The 15929-nt window shown below is 46.8% G+C and carries 15 protein-coding genes; 6 read left to right on the plus strand and 9 right to left on the minus strand.

The genetic code is table 11. The features are described from left to right. Positions 1-397 precede the first annotated feature (397 nt). From A4G20_09970 to A4G20_09980, 3 genes are all read left to right on the plus strand, one after another. On the plus strand, positions 398-1681 hold the full coding sequence (locus A4G20_09970; protein QIW16630.1) for a glutamate-1-semialdehyde-2,1-aminomutase: 1284 nt from the start codon (positions 398-400) through the stop codon (positions 1679-1681). 179 nt (positions 1682-1860) lie between these two features. Continuing rightward, on the plus strand, positions 1861-3543 hold the full coding sequence (locus A4G20_09975) for a solute:sodium symporter family transporter (protein QIW16631.1): 1683 nt from the start codon (positions 1861-1863) through the stop codon (positions 3541-3543). Between the two features lie 2 nt (positions 3544-3545). Further along, positions 3546-4991: an arylsulfatase gene (locus tag A4G20_09980; GenBank protein QIW16632.1), complete on the plus strand. Its 1446-nt coding sequence runs from the start codon at positions 3546-3548 to the stop codon at positions 4989-4991. A 54-nt stretch (positions 4992-5045) separates the two neighbouring features. Here the strand turns inward: A4G20_09980 and A4G20_09985 are convergent, their stop codons facing one another. From A4G20_09985 to A4G20_09995, 3 genes are read right to left on the minus strand one after another with little or no spacing between them, the layout of a single operon-like run. After that, a complete protein-coding gene (locus A4G20_09985; protein QIW16633.1) occupies positions 5046-5420 on the minus strand; it encodes a hypothetical protein in 375 nt (124 codons plus the stop codon). Positions 5421-5446: 26 nt separating this feature from the next. Further along, on the minus strand, positions 5447-5824 hold the full coding sequence (locus tag A4G20_09990; protein QIW16634.1) for a hypothetical protein: 378 nt from the start codon (positions 5822-5824) through the stop codon (positions 5447-5449). A 1-nt stretch (position 5825) separates the two neighbouring features. Further along, positions 5826-6011, minus strand: a complete 186-nt coding sequence (locus A4G20_09995) for a hypothetical protein (GenBank protein QIW16897.1) — start codon at positions 6009-6011, stop codon at positions 5826-5828. A gap of 96 nt (positions 6012-6107) precedes the next feature. On the opposite strand from A4G20_09995, the gene A4G20_10000 reads away from it, so the two are divergent. The 3 genes from A4G20_10000 (at position 6108) to A4G20_10010 (ending at position 9346) form a co-directional block, all read left to right on the plus strand. Next, positions 6108-6470 (plus strand): transcriptional regulator, encoded by a 363-nt coding sequence (locus tag A4G20_10000; protein QIW16635.1) that lies wholly within the window; start codon positions 6108-6110, stop codon positions 6468-6470. A 159-nt stretch (positions 6471-6629) separates the two neighbouring features. Continuing rightward, the gene (locus tag A4G20_10005) at positions 6630-8198 is read left to right on the plus strand and encodes a transcriptional regulator (protein ID QIW16636.1); all 1569 of its coding nucleotides are present in this window, start codon (positions 6630-6632) and stop codon (positions 8196-8198) included. Beyond that, complete coding sequence (locus A4G20_10010; protein QIW16637.1) at positions 8198-9346, plus strand: anaerobic sulfatase maturase; 1149 nt, start codon at positions 8198-8200, stop codon at positions 9344-9346. The genes A4G20_10005 and A4G20_10010 overlap by 1 nt, the downstream gene beginning before the upstream one ends. On the opposite strand, the gene A4G20_10015 is transcribed toward A4G20_10010, so the two are convergent. The 6 genes from A4G20_10015 to A4G20_10040 form a co-directional block, all read right to left on the minus strand. Then, positions 9324-10787: a carbohydrate kinase gene (locus A4G20_10015; protein ID QIW16638.1), complete on the minus strand. Its 1464-nt coding sequence runs from the start codon at positions 10785-10787 to the stop codon at positions 9324-9326. The genes A4G20_10010 and A4G20_10015 overlap by 23 nt on opposite strands. 93 nt (positions 10788-10880) lie before the next feature. Continuing rightward, positions 10881-12080 carry an integrase gene (locus A4G20_10020; protein ID QIW16639.1) on the minus strand — a complete coding sequence of 400 codons (1200 nt, stop codon included), beginning with the start codon at positions 12078-12080 and terminating at the stop codon, positions 10881-10883. Between the two features lie 283 nt (positions 12081-12363). After that, entirely contained in the window at positions 12364-13347 is a 984-nt protein-coding gene (locus A4G20_10025; protein ID QIW16640.1) for a hypothetical protein, read from the minus strand. Positions 13348-13603: 256 nt separating this feature from the next. Beyond that, positions 13604-14881 (minus strand): C4-dicarboxylate ABC transporter permease, encoded by a 1278-nt coding sequence (locus A4G20_10030; GenBank protein ID QIW16641.1) that lies wholly within the window; start codon positions 14879-14881, stop codon positions 13604-13606. Then, entirely contained in the window at positions 14878-15360 is a 483-nt protein-coding gene (locus A4G20_10035; protein QIW16642.1) for a C4-dicarboxylate ABC transporter permease, read from the minus strand. The genes A4G20_10030 and A4G20_10035 overlap by 4 nt, the downstream gene beginning before the upstream one ends. A 9-nt stretch (positions 15361-15369) precedes the next feature. Then, complete coding sequence (locus tag A4G20_10040; protein QIW16643.1) at positions 15370-15840, minus strand: hypothetical protein; 471 nt, start codon at positions 15838-15840, stop codon at positions 15370-15372. Positions 15841-15929: the final 89 nt, after the last annotated feature.

Raw genomic sequence — 15929 nt, forward strand, 5'->3', positions numbered from 1 at the left:
TTGGGACGAACTTTCCAAACTCGCTTGCTTCGCAAGCTCAAACAAGGAAAGTTGTCCTCAAAAGTTTACGCAACCGCTACGGCGAAACGCAGGGGCAAATGTCTGGCTTATCACAAGCGGGGAAAAATCTATTATTTTTTGCAAATCGTGATGAGCCATGTCGGGTTCCCTTCTGAACCGCCCGAACGTGCTGAAATTTTTTAGGAAAATAATCCCGAGCGAGAGCGAAGCGAACAACAGGGTTATTTTCCGTTAAGAAAATTTCAGCTAAGTGAGGAAAAGCGGTGAAGTAGGGCGTGCTTTCTTTTGGCTACTTTGCTTTGCACGAGCAAAGAAAAGTATGCTCGAACGCCGATGAAATCGGCGGTCGAAACCTATTTTATAACGAGGAACCACCATGACAACTTCATCCCAACTCTTCCAACAAGCCCAAAAAGTTATCCCCGGCGGGGTAAACTCCCCTGTCCGTGCCTTCAAGGGCGTGGGTGGCACACCAGTCTTTATCCAAAAGGCCCAGGGCGCCTATGTTTTTGATGCCGAGGGCAAACGCTATGTGGACTATGTCGGCTCCTGGGGCCCGATGGTTCTGGGCCACAACCACCCTGCCATTCTCAAAGCGGTGGTAGAAACCGCCCAAAACGGCCTAAGTTTCGGAGCCCCAACCGCCCTGGAAATTGAACTGGCCGAATTGGTCTGCAAGATTATGCCAACCATCGAAATGGTGCGGATGGTCAGTTCAGGCACAGAAGCAACTATGACCGCCATCCGCCTGGCCCGGGGCTACACAGGCAGAGACAAGATCATCAAGTTTGAGGGTTGCTACCACGGCCATTCGGATTCCCTTTTAGTGAAGGCTGGCTCAGGAGCACTCACCCTAGGCCAGCCAAGTTCACCAGGTGTGCCGGAGGACTTTGCCAAACATACCCTTACCTGTGAATATAACAATCTGGAATCAGTCAAACAGGCCTTTGAGCAATATCCAGACCAAATCGCCTGCCTGATTATCGAACCCGTTGCCGGCAATATGAACTGCATTCCACCGCGTGAAGGCTTCTTACAGGGCCTTCGTGAACTCTGTACCCAGTACGGGGCGGTCTTTATTATTGATGAGGTTATGACCGGCTTCCGTGTCGCCCTGGCCGGGGCTCAAGCCTACTATGGCGTGACCCCAGATCTCACTACGCTGGGCAAGATCATCGGCGGTGGTATGCCAGTGGGAGCCGTGGGCGGTAAGCGTGAAATCATGGAATACCTGGCTCCAACCGGCCCGGTCTATCAGGCAGGTACGCTTTCGGGCAACCCCATTGCCATGGCGGCCGGTCTGGCCTGTTTAAGCGAGCTTTCCAAGGCCGGCAATGAAGCCCTTTTGGCAGAGAAAACCCAGCAACTGGTTCAGGGCTTAAAGGCTGCAGCAACCAAGCATGGCATTCCTTTGGTGGTGAATTCTGTAGGCGGGATGTTCGGCCTCTTCTTTACCAATCAAGAAAAAGTGGAAAGCTATGCGGATGTGATGAAGTGTGATGTTCAAGCCTTTAACACCTTCTTCCACAAGTGCTTGGAAGAGGGCGTTTACTGGGTCCCATCGGCCTTTGAGGCAGGCTTTATGTCTTTAGCCCATTCCGACCAAGATTTAGCCTATACCCTTGAGGTGGTTGATAAGGTTTTTGCCCAAATGAAATAAGCCACAAGCGGGCAGGTTTTGCAGATTTTTTGCAAATCCTGCCCGCTGGTCTCTTTTCTCGAAGAACTTTTCAAATTTGTGATCCAGCTCACACTCCCTCTATGACATTTGTCATAATCGTTTTTTTCACCTGGTATTAAGCTTATCCTGTCTTTAAATTCCTAAATTAGGAGGAAATTATGTGGCTGACAGTGATTAGCTTTTTAGTGGTAACGGGGATCGTTGCCTATGTCTCCTGGCTAAAAACCAAGGGGGATGATTTGACCACCTCCAAGGGTTACTTCTTGGCAGGTCGGGGCTTGAGTGGCCTGGTAATTGGTTGCTCAATGGTCTTAACTTCGCTTTCCACCGAGCAGTTAATCGGGGTAAATGCGGTGTCCTACACCGGCAACTTCTCCATTATTGCTTGGACGGTGCAATCGGTGATTCCGCTTTGTTTCTTGGCCCTCTATCTTTTGCCAAAATATATCAAAAACGGTTACACCACCATCCCTGAGTTCTTTGAAAACCGTTTCGACCGTCAAACCCGTTTGATTATGTCCACCCTCTTCTTGGTTTTCTATCTCTTTATCGTCATTCCAACCGCCCTTTATACTGGGGCCATTGCCTTTAATAAGATCTTCAATCTAGAAGTGATTTTTGGGCTTAGCTATGGCGAGGCCATTACCTATACCGTCATTGCTATCGGGATTGTCGGGGCCATTTATGCCATCTTCGGGGGCTTAAAAGCGGTCGCTGTGTCAGATACCCTTAATGCGGTCTTATTGGTCATCGGGGCCTTACTGGTGCCAATCTTCGCCCTTATTCATCTGGGGGATGGCAGCTTTACTGAAGGTGTGCGGATTATCGGTACCACCCATGTGGAAAAATTTAACGCCATCGGTAGTGCCACCGATGCGGTGCCATGGCCAGCCATGTTTACCGGTATCTTAATCGTTAACTTCTTCTACTGGACGACTAACCAAGCCATTGTGCAACGGGCTTTAGGGGCCAGAGATTTAAAAGCAGGCCAAAAGGGTATTCTTATTGCCGCCCTCTTCTTGCTCACCCTGCCTTTAATCCTTAACCTACCAGGGCTTTTGGGCTTCCATATCTTTGGCGACACCCTAAAACCTGCGGATACTTCCTATCCAACCTTGGTGAATAAGGTTATGCCAACTGCTCTGCAAGGCTTCTTTATTGCAGCACTCTTTGGGGCGATTTTAAGTACCTTTAACTCCTTCTTAAACTCTGCTGCGACCATTTACTGTAAAGACTTGCTGCCATCAATCAGCAAGAAAACCTGGAAGGACCAAGAGTTGATTGCCCACGCCAAAAAAGTTTCAACCGTGATGGCCATTCTCACCATGATTATCGGCCCACTCTTGATGTTCGGTACAGATGGTATCTTCCTCTTAACCAAACGTTTTGCCGGCTTTGTCAATATTCCAATCGTAGCCCTCTTTGCAGTCGGTCTCTTTAACAAAACTGTGTCAGGTTTGGCCGCCCGTATTGCATTATTAACCCATGTTGTGCTTTACTTCTGCATTGTTTGGGTCTTCCAAGTGAAATGGAACTTCGTTTATGTAATGGCTTGCTTGTTTGTCTTTGATGTCGTGCTAATGTTGGTGTTAGGTCAATTCCTTAAACGCGAACCTTACCAAGACAGCAAAGAAAACGTGTCAAATGTTGATTTAACCTACTGGGAACACGCCAAAGTAACCGTGGCTTCCCTGGTACTTGGCTTAATCGCCCTACACGCCTTCCTATCACCAATCGGCATTGCCTCACCTGATGGCCAACCGCTTACCGTGTTGGGTGTCTATGCCGTGTTGCAAGTCATTGCCTTGATTGTCTTCCGCAATAAGAAACAAGGGGCATAAATATGAATATTCTTTACATCTTGCTCGATCAAGTGCGTAAAGATATGTTGGGGGCCTACGGACACCAGATTGTCAAAACCCCCAATTTAGACCGCTTGGCCACCGAGGGCATTCGCTTTAACAATGCCTTCACTCCGGCTTCTGTCTGTGGCCCGGCCCGTACTTCGCTCTTTACCGGCCTTATGCCCTCCTCCCACGGCATTCTCAAAAACGGCGAAAAGGGCGGCACGGGCGAAATCAGCCAGCAGGCGGCTAATATCGGACGACTTGAGGGCTACAACACCTATGTGGTGGGCAAATGGCACGTCGGCACAAAATCTGTACCTGAAGACTACGGTATTAAGGGGCATAACTTTGATGGCTATGGCTACCCTGGCAGCGGGGTTTATAAAAACTTGGTCTTTAACCAACCGCCTACCCACTCCAACCGCTACCGTGAATGGCTGGAAGAAAAAGGCTTTGAGATTCCGGAAGTCAGCCGTGCCTATTTTGGCGACAACCCACATTTGCGGGTTCAGGAACTCTGTGGCCTCTTGTCTGGCACCAAAGAGCAGACCATTCCTTATTTCATTATTGATGAAGCCAAACGCTATATCACCGAATCGCTGGCGGAAGGTAAACCGTTTTTTACCTGGATTAACTTCTGGGGGCCGCATACCCCCTGCGTAGTGCCAGAGCCCTACTACTCCATGTACAGCCCTGATGAGGTAATCTTGGATGAAAGTTTCTTCACGCCACTGGAGGGTAAACCTAACCACTACCGCACCATTTCCAAAATGTGGGGCATGTGGGAGGCCAGCGAAGATCACTGGAAAGAAGTCATTACTAAATTCTGGGGCTACATCACACTGATTGACGATGCCATTGGCGAACTCTTTGATTTTCTTAAGGAAAAGGGACTTTATGAAGAAGCCTTTATCGTGGCAACCGCCGACCACGGCGATGCCATGGGGGCCCATCGAATGATTGAAAAGGGCGAATTTATGTTCGATACCACCTACAACATTCCGATGATTATAAAAGATCCGAAATCAGCTAGAGTTAATCAAACCGATGATAATTTGGTTTACTTGCACGACTTAACCTCCACGGTTTACGACATCGCCCAGCAGGCCATTCCAACTGCCTTTGAGGGCGAAACCATCCTGCCAATCACCCGAGGCGGCGGTCAAAACCAACGCAAGGGCATTCTGGCCCAACTGGCAGGGCATTTTGTCTATTTCGAGCAACGTATGTGGCGGCGAAAGGACTACAAATTGGTCTTTAATGCGACTGATGTATGCGAGCTCTATGATGTGCGAACTGACCCAGAGGAAATGCATAATCTCTTCTATGATGAGCGTTACAAGGCCATCAAAAAAGAAATGTTAGAGGAAATGCGACAGGAAATGCAGAGGCTCAAAGACCCTTTGGAGAACTGGGTTTATCGGATTATTGATGAGATTTAATTAAGGCAAGCTGGTCAAAAATTTTGGATTTTTGACCAGCTTTTTTGATAAGAGTTAAATTTTGTTTAAGCACTGTTTAAATATTTTATCCACACGCTCCTGACGATTATAAATATTATTGTTTTGTTTAAACATCGCAGATAACTCGCTCAAGGTAAATTCTTGTACAATCCCCTTGGAGTGGCAATCACATAACTTTTCTTTAAAAACAAGAGAAAGTTTAATTTCATAATATTTTTCGGCACTAGAAAGCATTATTCCTTTACAGAAATCTTTAAAAAGCAAACTAAATTCTTCTTTAGCATTACTTGACTTCAGTACTTTTCTGTTTTTAGCTTCTAACTCTGCTATTTCGTGTAGTTCATTATTAATATGAGCATAAGATGATATATAAAAGAACACAGAAAATAAACATAATAGTTTTTTCATATATACACACCTAAGAAAATGATCAATTAAAGATCAGATAAATTCTGCTTTAAACACTCATTAAATATCCTTTGACCTTTTTGCCTTTCTTTATCCCCTCTATGTAATTCTCCCATAAGCATAAACTCTTCTGAAGTAAATTCGTGTATAATTCTTTGAGAAAAACAACCACATGACTTTTCTTTAAATGTAGAAGAAAACTTCATACCCACATAATTTTCAGCAGATGGCATTAACTTTATCTGACATATATTTTTCATAAGTGGGTAAATGATTTCTTTTTCAGCAATCATATCTACTTTGGAAAAATCCCCATATTTAGCCTCATACATTGATTCATTATTAATAAAAGCATTAGCAGGCAGTGAAAAAAACACTGATAACCAACACACCAACTTGTTCATATTAATCCCCAAACATAAACATCAAGCTACGAATAATTCCTAGTGGTGCTATGGCGTAATCAAGTAAGGCAAGAAAATAATCACCATTCTGAAAATCTTTATAAGCTGCATAAAAAGGTGCAACCAACCAGATTACACTTAGTGGGATACCAAAAATTGCAGCTGTTGTGTCTTCTTTACTCATTATGAAATCCTCCAAAGGGCTAGTTATTAAACTAGCTTCAGTTTAACATAAACCAAAATGGTTTTCAAGAGTTTTTTCAATTAGCCGATAATTTAGCTTATGAAAGCACTAAATGAAAAAAACCAGTTTAGCGAACGGCTGAAATTCGCCCTCAAACTACACTACCCCAAAGGCTACAAAACCAGCCAAATTGCCATTAAATTTAACCTTCAGCATCCCAACGAACCTGTTACTCAACAAGCGGTGCATAAATGGTTGAATGGCTTGGCGATCCCATCAAATGATAAAATTGAAACTCTGGCAAAGTGGCTAAATGTAACAACGCTGTGGTTACGATATGGTGAAGAAGAAGAGGAAGTTGATGAAGAAGAAAATTTAACCGAAATACTTAACACCTTAATTGGAGGACTATCTGAAGAGCAAAAACGCTTACTAGTTTCGTTGATTATGCAATTTAAATAGCGGTTAAGAAGAACAAACGTGGTAAAAAATAAAAAAATCGCATTACTAATCTAGAGAATCGATTAGTGAGAAAATTTAATCTCAAACACGCACGCAGGCCGTGCGTGTTTTTTTATGCTACTATATTGCCCATTCTACGATATTCAAGAGATAACACTTATGCACACCTTACCTATCAGCCTCTCTTCCTTACTTGGCAAGGGTAGCCTTGAAAGTGAACGGATTGAATACAAGGCAAGTTGGAACCCCGAGGCGGTTTTACACAGTATTTGTGCTTTTGCCAATGACTTCCATAACCTAGGCGGCGGTTATATTGTTATTGGCCTTGAAGAGCAAAATGGGCGGCCTCTCTTACCGCCTAAAGGCTTACAGCCTGAACAAATTGATGCCATCCAAAAAGAACTCTTATATTTAGAACGCACAGCCATCTTGCCCAGCTACAACAGTTTGACTGCAACCTATGAAATTGAGGGGAAATTAATTTTGGTCATTTGGGCTATGGGCGGTGAAGTGCGGCCTTATAAGGCGAAAAAGAGCCTGAGCAAGGACAAAAATGATTGGGCCTACTATATCCGTAAGCACACCAGTACCGTACAAGCCACAGGAAGCGATGAACAGGAACTCATCAGCCTGGCCAATACAGTTCCCTTTGATGACCGCTATCGCACCCAAGCTAGCCTTGAGGATTTAGAGCCCCACCTTATGCGTGAGTTTTTGCAAGCCGTTAAAAGCGACTTAGCAAAAGAGGCTAGAGATTTATCAGTGGAAGAATTGGGGCTAAGAATGAACATTGTCGGTGGCGTGCCTGAAGCCCGCTTCCCAAAAAATGTCGGACTGATGTTTTTTAACAGCCAACCTGATCGTTTCTTTCCCTATACTCAAATTGATGTGGTGCATTTTCCCCAAGGCACTGGGGCCAACACCTTTGAGGAAAAAACCTTTAAGGGCCCCTTAGCCCAGATTATCAGTTCAGCCCTAAACTATATTTATGATCGCTATTTGGTTGAAACCGTTATCAAACATCCCGACCGCCCTGAAGCAGAACGCTTCTTTAACTATCCACTGGTTGCCATTGAAGAAGCGCTGGTAAATGCCGTTTACCACCGTTCTTATGAGATCAGGGAACCGATTGAAGTCCGTATTCACCAAGATGAGTTGATTGTCTTAAGTTACCCAGGCCCTGATCGCTCCATTAAATTAAGCGATCTGCAAAAAGGTAGGGCTGTCAGCCGCCGTTATCGTAATCGCCGAATTGGAGAGTTTCTTAAAGAACTGGATCTCACCGAAGGGCGCTCAACAGGTATTCCGAAAATCTTAGAAGCCATGCGTAATAATGGCTCACCAGATCCTATTTTTGAAAGCGACGAGGACAGAAGCTACTTTATGATTCGCCTGCCGATTCATAGCAAGGCAATGCAAATCAGCACGCCTACCCCTCAAGATGCACCAGTTACCATACAAGAAAACATACAAGAAAACATACAAGAAAGTGACTTGCACAAACAACTTATTCAGGTTTTGGATCAACCTTATTCAACAAAAGAATTGATGGAAAAATTAGGTTTACAAAATAGGCCTCATTTTGCGAAACATTATCTAAAACCTAGCTTACAAGCTGGCGTGGTGGAAATGACCATTCCTGACAAGCCTAACAGCCGCAACCAAAAATACCGTTTAACGGCTAAGGGCAAACAGCGTTTACAAGCCCTGCAAAGGGGGAAGGAATAATGTCCTTCTTCACCCCCCAAGCTCAATTTCACCTTATGGCCAAGCCAAGCAGCTTTCACTGTAATATTCAGTGCGAGTACTGCTTTTATTTGGAAAAGGAAAGCCAATTCGGTAGGAAAGCGGCCTATATGTCGCAAGAGACGCTACGCAATTATGTGAAGAACTATATTGAATCGGTTGCCAGTCAGCGGGTGGAATTTGCTTGGCAGGGTGGTGAGCCAACCTTATTGGGGCTGGATTTTTTTAAGCAAGCGGTCAAATTTCAGCAAGAATTTGCAAATGGCAAGCAGATTACTAACGCTTTTCAAACCAATGGCCTAGCCCTTAATCATCAGTGGGCGGATTTTTTCAGGCAGAACAATTTTCTCATCGGCCTCTCCATTGATGGCCTAAGTGCCGTGCATAATCGCTACCGCATTACCAGCCAGAGCAATGGCACATTCGATAAAGTGGTTAAGGCACTGGAACTACTAAAAAGCCACCAAGTTGAATTTAACACGCTCACTGTGGTAAACGATCAAAACTGGAACAAGGGAAGAGCGACCTATCAGGCACTCAAAGAACTGGGTTCAACCTTTATGCAGTTTATTCCTATTGTAGAAACCGATGGCTTTGCAAAAAATCCACCAAAACCGACCGCTTTCTCCGTGCCACCTGATGGCTTTGGGCGGTTTTTGGTGGATGTGTTTAACGAGTGGCAAAAAGAAGATGTGGGCAAGATTTTTGTACTGGAATTTGACAACCTGTTGGGGCAGTATCTGGGCTATCCGTCTAGCTCCTGCGTTCATCAGCCCACTTGTGGCAAGTCGCTGATTGTTGAGGCCAGCGGCGAGGTTTATGCCTGCGATCACTTTGTTTACCCTGAATTTAAGGTCGGCAACCTCAACCAACAACCACTGACAGAAATCGTCCTCTCCCGCCCCCAACAAGCCTTTGGCCTAGACAAACAGCGCAAACTCACCAGCATTTGCAAGCAGTGCGAATTTAAGCCGCTCTGCCAAGGCGGTTGCCCTAAACATAGGATTGTTGCCCTACCCAACGAGAAAGAAAGGCACAACTATTTGTGTGCCTCCTACCGCCATTTTTTCAGCCAAACGAAAGAGGCGATGCAAGCAATGAAAAAGGCTATTCAAACTCGCCCGAATTAAAGGCCTGTAGAGCCTTGACCAAACGCTGATATTGCCGGTATTTGCTTTGATATGCCGCAAAATTAGCCGGATTTGGTTCAAAAGTCTGCATGGCCGTTTTCTGCCCCAAATTCTCAAGCGGCTTTTGCATGGCCATTAAGGCCGCGCCAAAACAACCGGTCTCTTCCACTTGCGGAATTTCGAGTTTCATACCTGTTAGATCGGCCAACATCTGCATCCAGACCGCAGATTTGGCTGGCCCGCCTGTTACCCTTAGCACTTGGGTCTTAGGGAAGCGTTGCAGCATTCGATTGAGGTGGTGCATGAGGCTAAAGAGCACCCCTTCATAAATGGCTTGCAAGAGGTGGAATTGGCTGTGGTAGGACTGCATACCGTAGAAGCCTGCCTGCATGCCTAGGCCTGCATTTGAGCCGTAAAGAAAGGGCACGAACAGCACGGAACTGGCCGCTGGTGGCAGCTCGGCGATCCCCTTGTTAATTTGATCGTAGCTCAAATTGCTCCACTGTTTAGTAAACCATTCCAAATTGCCTGCCGAAGTTGGGCTGGCCTCGTGGACAATAAACTTGCCAGCCTCGGCATATCTGCCGTAAACAAAGGGTAAGCTCTGATTTGGATCGATATGATCGGTAATGCCGCTAACCACCGACCAGGTGCCTAAGACCACATTGAGCTTGCTTTCGTCATCAAGTTCGGCACAGATAGCCGTGGATACCACATCAAACAAGCCCCCAACCACGGGCGTTCCCAGGGCTAAGCCGGTTAGTTTCGCTGCCTCTTCGGTGATAAAACCTGCTACTTCATTTGAGCCAATCACAGGCGGTAGGCAGTCTATCATTTCAGGAATACCCAAAAGCTCGGCAAGGGTTGGATCGTACTGGCCGGTGTTCATATTGTAGAGGTTGCTTTCGGAAATATTGGTCTCTTCGCAGTGTAGCTGGCCAGTTAAGCAAAAACGCAAATAGTCGTGAGACATCAGCACCGAACCGATTTGAGCATAGCGTTCAGGTTCATTTTCCTTGATCCAACGCAGAATGGAAACAGGGTGGCCCGTCCAGAGGGTTTGGCGGGTATGGGGGTAGAGCTTTTCGGGAATGCCCTCTGCCTGCCACTGTTTGACGATCTCAAGTGAGCGTTGATCCGAAGATAAAATCGCCCGCCCTAGTGGCTGGTTCTGTTTATCCAACAAAAAGGCCCCCTTGCCTTGGGCGGAAATCCCGACCCCTACGATCTGGCTGGGCTCAATTTGGCTCTCTGCCACGGTTTTTCGCACCACCTCAGCACACACCTGCCAAAGCTGGCTCATATCTCGCTCTGCCCTGCCCGCCCTTTCGCTAATCACAGGTACGTTTTCCCGCACACAAGCAGCCATCTTGCCTGCTTGGTCAAACAAGCTGGCTTTAATAAAAGTGCCACCGCAGTCAATGCCTAGGTAGTAGTTCATAGTATCCTCTTGGATTATTAAATGTACAAATAGGGAAGAACCTCGATCTTGTACAACATAAACATCCTTTACATTTTTCTCTAAGGACATCGTTTACATTGTATGGTTAATATGCCAGCTACTTGCTGGAGTAATTTTCTTCTCTCGGTCATCCATTTGACCCAGAAAATGAAAACGGTAATAAATGTGCCAAATACCATCGGCGTAAGGCACAAAAGCAACGGTTTCTTGCTTTAAAATTTGGCTCAGGTAGTAAATTTCACCTTGCCAACAGAGTTCGCCACTGGGTTTAACTCGACGAAGTTCAACACCTTGACCGTAGTCATAGTCTTCAATCTTGCCGGTATAAATACGACTTGAGGGCTGATAAAGACTTGCTGGCGTCTGACGTTTTTTGTCATCATCAAGCAGGCTTTCGTGGCTACGCTCATGGTTATATTCGTGCACAAAAGCATCGAACATGGCCTGTTGGTCTGCAAGATTCCCTGCAATGGCCTCACGCTTGAGTAAACAAGCCTTGAGGCTACGGTGCATTCGCTCATGATGCCCATTTTGTTCGGGGTGGGCGGGGCGAATACGCTCGGGCCGAATGCCCAGGTCAATCCACCATTTGGCCAGCTTGCTTAAGCCACCCAGGGCAGTTGAGGCAAAGGGCGAGCCATTGTCGCTACGAATATTCCAAGGCAGCCCGAACTCGTAAAAAAGTCGTTCAAACTGGGCTTTTACAGGGTCACCCAAGGTATTGGGCAGGGCCTGACAAAGCAATAAGTAACGGCAAAACTGGTCGCTCACCGTTAGCGGGTAGCACCATTTCTGGTCACCTAGCTGGAATTGCCCCTTGAAATCCACGCACCAGGTTGTATTAGGGGCGTCACATTCGGCAAAGGGCAAGCTGTCTGCTGGCGTGTGACGGCGAACCTTGCGGGGCTTGACCAGTCCTGCTCGAGCCAAGATTAAATCGCCTGTGCTATCAGCCGGTTTCTTGGCTTCAGGAAAGCGTTGCTCAAACAGGTCAAGCAGCTTTTTTGCCCCCCAATCGGGGCGTTTGCGTCGCTCACTGACCAGCCACTCAACAATCCATTGTGGCGTGGCATTGGGCGAATAATGTGGCTTTCTGGATAGCTCTTGCAAACCAGGAAAGCCGCCTTGTTTAAAGCGTTCAATCCATTTATTGGCTGTTGGACGACTGATTCCGAACTGTTCACACAGGTCGGATTTTGTAAAGCGTTGGGACAACCAAGCCTTGATAAATAACGTTTTTTGTTCCATAGGATTCGTTTGTTTCCAAGCCATTTTCTTCACCAAAGATAAGATGTTTGGTGCGATTTTACGGCAAAGAATGTAAACGATGTCCTTGGGTTATGATGTAAAGGATGTTATCAGGTTGTACCATCTAATTCCCCCTCTTTAGCAAAGAGGGGTTAGGGGAGATTTGGCAGAAGCAGTAGCAACGAGAGAGATAAATTCGGAGTAAAAATTACAAAGACTAATTACTCCCTCACTCCGTTATTTATGCTGTCAAATCTCCCCCTGCCCCTCTTTTCTAAAGAGGGGAGTTTGATCGAGTAGGGATTAACTACTTCGTCAAAGCATCAATCTGCTTAACAAGTTCATCACCATTTTTCTCGATAAAGGCTTTACGTACGTCGGCTTCGATAATGGCTTTGAATGGGGCGGTGTCGATTTCCTCGATCACTTCAATGCCCTGTTTTTGCATTTTGGCGATGATGTCTTTTTCGTTTTGCTCGTTAAGCTGGCGTTGGTAGGCACCTGCTTCTTTGGCAGCTTCAACAAGGGCGGTTTGCAGTTCTGGGGCCAGGCCGTCAAATTTGGCCTTGTTCATCACCACGATAAGCGGGGTGTAGCCGTGGTTGGTGAGGGATAAGTATTTTTGCACCTCATAAAGTTTAGACGACCAGACAATACCCACTGGGTGTTCTTGAGCGTCCACCGCACGGGTTTCAAGAGCAGTATAGAGTTCAGCCAAGGGCATTGGCACTGGGTTAGCCCCAAGCAGGCTGAAGGCTTGAATGTACATCGGGTTTTGGTTGGTACGCACCTTCAAGCCCTTGATGTCGTCTGGGGTTTTGATTGGGTGTTTGGAGTTGGTGAAGGAGCGGAAGCCCACATCCCAGAAGGCTAGACCTTTCAAGCCCTTATCTTCAAGGGATTTGAGCAGGCCTTGGCCGACCTCGCCGTCTAGCACCTTGTAAACGTGTTCACGGTTTTGGAAGATGAAGGGAATGTCGATCACGTTAAGTTTTGGCTCAAGCCCTGAGAAGTTTGGCGAACCTGACATTTCGATGTCGATGGTGCCTCCGCGTACACCGGCAATCATGGTTTGGGCATTGCCTAATGTGCTGTCTGGGAAGAGTTTGAGGCTGACCTCGCCCTTGGTTTTTTCTTTGACTAAGTCGTTAAATTTTTTGGCGGCGGTGTGTTGGGTGTCGGAACGCGGGGCTTCATAGCCAAAGCGTAGGGAAACGTCCGCATTAACGTTGGCCGCGAAGAAGAGACTTGTGGCTAAAGTGGCAAGGGTTTTGAGGTTAAAATGTTTCATGGGTAACTCCTTTGGGGTTGGGTTTAAATATGGGTAACTAAATCCTACTCCGATCTGATCCCCCTCTTTAGAAAAGAGGGGTTAGGGGAGATTTGACAGACTATCCTTTCACTCGTAAGTGATTTTGCAAATTTTTGTGATTTTTGCCCCGCTTGTAAGAGCATTATTTACTCTCTCACTTCGCTATCACGGCTGCCAAATCTCCCCATGCCCCTCTTTGCTAAAGAGGGGAGTTTGATCGAGCGTAGTTCACTATCTAACTAATCCACGCCAGTGGCACAGTAATCAATTCTGGCACAAAAATAAAGACAAACAACAAGCCAATCATCATCAAGAGATAAGGCAGAATGCCCTTGGCGGCTTGGTCGAATGGCAGCTTAGACACGCCGGTAATCACGTTCAAGACATTGCCCACAGGCGGGGTAATCAAGCCAATCGAGGTGTTGAGGATAAAGAGCACGCCGAAATAAACCGGGTCAATTCCGGCTTCTTCCACCAGTGGCATTAGCACAGGGGTGAGGATTAAGACGGTCGGGGTCAAGTCCATCACCATGCCAATCACAAAGACTGATAACATAATCACGATTAAAAGCGTGGTTGGCGAGTCAATCAGTGGCTCAAGCAGTTCCGTCATCATTTGTGGCAGTTCGGCAACGGTAATCAACCAGCCTGTTACTTGGGCAGCAGCAACCAGGAACATAACCACCGCGGTGGTTTTACCTGCGGCAAGCACCACTTTGTAGAGCTGGCTGATTTTCATCTCCTTATAGACAAAGAGCGAGACGATCAAGGCGTAGAAGGCTGCCACTGCCCCTGCTTCGGTTGGGGTGAACATGCCTGAGCGGAAGCCGCCGATGATGATGACCGGCAACATCAAGGCCCAGATACTGTTTTTGAAGGAAATGCAGAGTTCTTGCTTGGTGGCCTTGGAGAAGGTCATCAAATCCAGCCGTTTTGCCTGCCACCACCAGAGGGCAGCTAAGCATACGCCCATCAAGATTCCTGGGAAAATGCCGGCTAAAAAGAGTTTGGTGATGGATACGCCACTTGCTACGCCGAAGATAATAAAGGGAATCGAAGGCGGAATAATCGGGGCGATAATGCCGGCTGTGCCGATTAAGCCTGCCGATCTGTCCACAGGGTAGCCCGTGGTTTTCATCATTGGCAAGAGCATAGCAGCAACAGCAGCGGTATCGGCAACGGCTGAACCTGATAGGCTGGCCATAATCATTGCGGCGATAATGGCCACAAAGCCTAACCCCCCACGTTTATGCCCAACCAACTTCATTGGCAGGTCAATAATCCGTTTAGACAAGCCGCCTTCATTCATAATTTCACCAGCCAAAATAAAGAAGGGAATGGCCATAAGCGAGAAGCTGTCTGCTCCGCTAATGATTTGCTGGGCAAGGATTTGAGCGTCAAAAAGATCCAAATGTAGCATGAGGGCTACACCGCATAAGAGCAGGGCGAAGGCAACTGGCACGCCCAAGAGGATTGCCCCTAAAAGGGCCGAGAGGAAAATCACAACGGTCATTTGGCTTCTCCCTTAATACAAGCGATTAGATTACCCACCATTCTTGCAATTAACAAAAGGCCAATTGCAATACTGGCTACCACGCAGGCTAAGAAGGTAATGCCGGTTGGAATGCCTGAAATCGGGGCGATGTTTTCCCAATTGAGTTCAAACTGCACCCAGCCGCCTGTTAGCATTAAATAGCAGCAGAAAAGCATGAGGCTGTCGGTTACTAACGACAGGATTTTCTGTCCACGAGGGGAAAGTTTATCCACCAGCATGGTTACTCTCACATGGGAATTTTCGCCAAAGGCTAAAATTGCCCCCAAAAAAGCCAGCCAGACGAAGAGATAACGGGAAACTTCCTCAGTTACGCTAATGCTGCTGTTAAAGCCGTAACGCAAGACCACGTTGAGAAAGACCAAAATCGACATGGTCGATAAAATCGCCACTACCAGAAACTCAAGGCTCTTGGTTGCAAATTTGACGAGCGGGTTCATATCAGCTCCTTAGTCATCAAGTAGGGACACAGCCACCTTGACCACCACCTTACGAATGGCAGACGGTTGCCCATCGGCAATGGCTGGGCGGTGGGCATCTTGCGGGAAAAAGACTGCAAAATTGCCAGCACGGAAGGTCAAATAGGCCTCGTTTTCGCCCTGGGTGTAGAAGGCAATATCCCGCTCGGCATCGTAGGGTGTTGCCACTTGGTACTTGCCCTGATCGACCGACACCGCTATTTTTTCTACGCCAGATTGAAGGAACTGCACGTCAATCCAGTTGCGGTGAACTTCGGGCAGGATTTCTTCATCGGGCTTGGTGGTTAGATCTAAAACCTGTACATACATTTTTTCAGGCTCAAGATCGTAGCGACCGGCGGGTATGGCGGCTAAGTCCGTTTCCTGCAAGTAACGCAAGGCACGGCCAATGGCGGCGGGGTATTGTCTAAAATCGACGTGGTTAATGTGTCCGAAAAACATAGGGATTTCCTGTTTTGGTATATTGTAGGGGCGAACTGCGTTCGCCCTTTCTAATCCACATTGGGCGTACGCGGTACGCCCCTACAAGC

The sequence above is a fragment of the Pasteurellaceae bacterium RH1A genome (genome assembly GCA_012221805.1).
In the GTDB taxonomy this organism is placed as follows: domain Bacteria; phylum Pseudomonadota; class Gammaproteobacteria; order Enterobacterales; family Pasteurellaceae; genus RH1A.

Bases quoted from the DNA above. Each gene is read 5' to 3' on its own strand.
- A4G20_09985 (QIW16633.1), bottom strand. From the start codon at position 5,420: ATGAAAAAACTATTATGTTTATTTTCTGTGTTCTTTTATATATCATCT.
- A4G20_09990 (QIW16634.1), bottom strand. From the start codon at position 5,824: ATGAACAAGTTGGTGTGTTGGTTATCAGTGTTTTTTTCACTGCCTGCT.
- A4G20_09980 (QIW16632.1), top strand. From the start codon at position 3,546: ATGAATATTCTTTACATCTTGCTCGATCAAGTGCGTAAAGATATGTTG.
- A4G20_10025 (QIW16640.1), bottom strand. From the start codon at position 13,347: ATGAAACATTTTAACCTCAAAACCCTTGCCACTTTAGCCACAAGTCTC.
- A4G20_10035 (QIW16642.1), bottom strand. From the start codon at position 15,360: ATGAACCCGCTCGTCAAATTTGCAACCAAGAGCCTTGAGTTTCTGGTA.
- A4G20_09975 (QIW16631.1), top strand. From the start codon at position 1,861: ATGTGGCTGACAGTGATTAGCTTTTTAGTGGTAACGGGGATCGTTGCC.
- A4G20_10000 (QIW16635.1), top strand. From the start codon at position 6,108: ATGAAAGCACTAAATGAAAAAAACCAGTTTAGCGAACGGCTGAAATTC.
- A4G20_10030 (QIW16641.1), bottom strand. From the start codon at position 14,881: ATGACCGTTGTGATTTTCCTCTCGGCCCTTTTAGGGGCAATCCTCTTG.
- A4G20_10005 (QIW16636.1), top strand. From the start codon at position 6,630: ATGCACACCTTACCTATCAGCCTCTCTTCCTTACTTGGCAAGGGTAGC.
- A4G20_10040 (QIW16643.1), bottom strand. From the start codon at position 15,840: ATGTTTTTCGGACACATTAACCACGTCGATTTTAGACAATACCCCGCC.
- A4G20_10015 (QIW16638.1), bottom strand. From the start codon at position 10,787: ATGAACTACTACCTAGGCATTGACTGCGGTGGCACTTTTATTAAAGCC.
- A4G20_10020 (QIW16639.1), bottom strand. From the start codon at position 12,080: ATGGCTTGGAAACAAACGAATCCTATGGAACAAAAAACGTTATTTATC.
- A4G20_09970 (QIW16630.1), top strand. From the start codon at position 398: ATGACAACTTCATCCCAACTCTTCCAACAAGCCCAAAAAGTTATCCCC.
- A4G20_10010 (QIW16637.1), top strand. From the start codon at position 8,198: ATGTCCTTCTTCACCCCCCAAGCTCAATTTCACCTTATGGCCAAGCCA.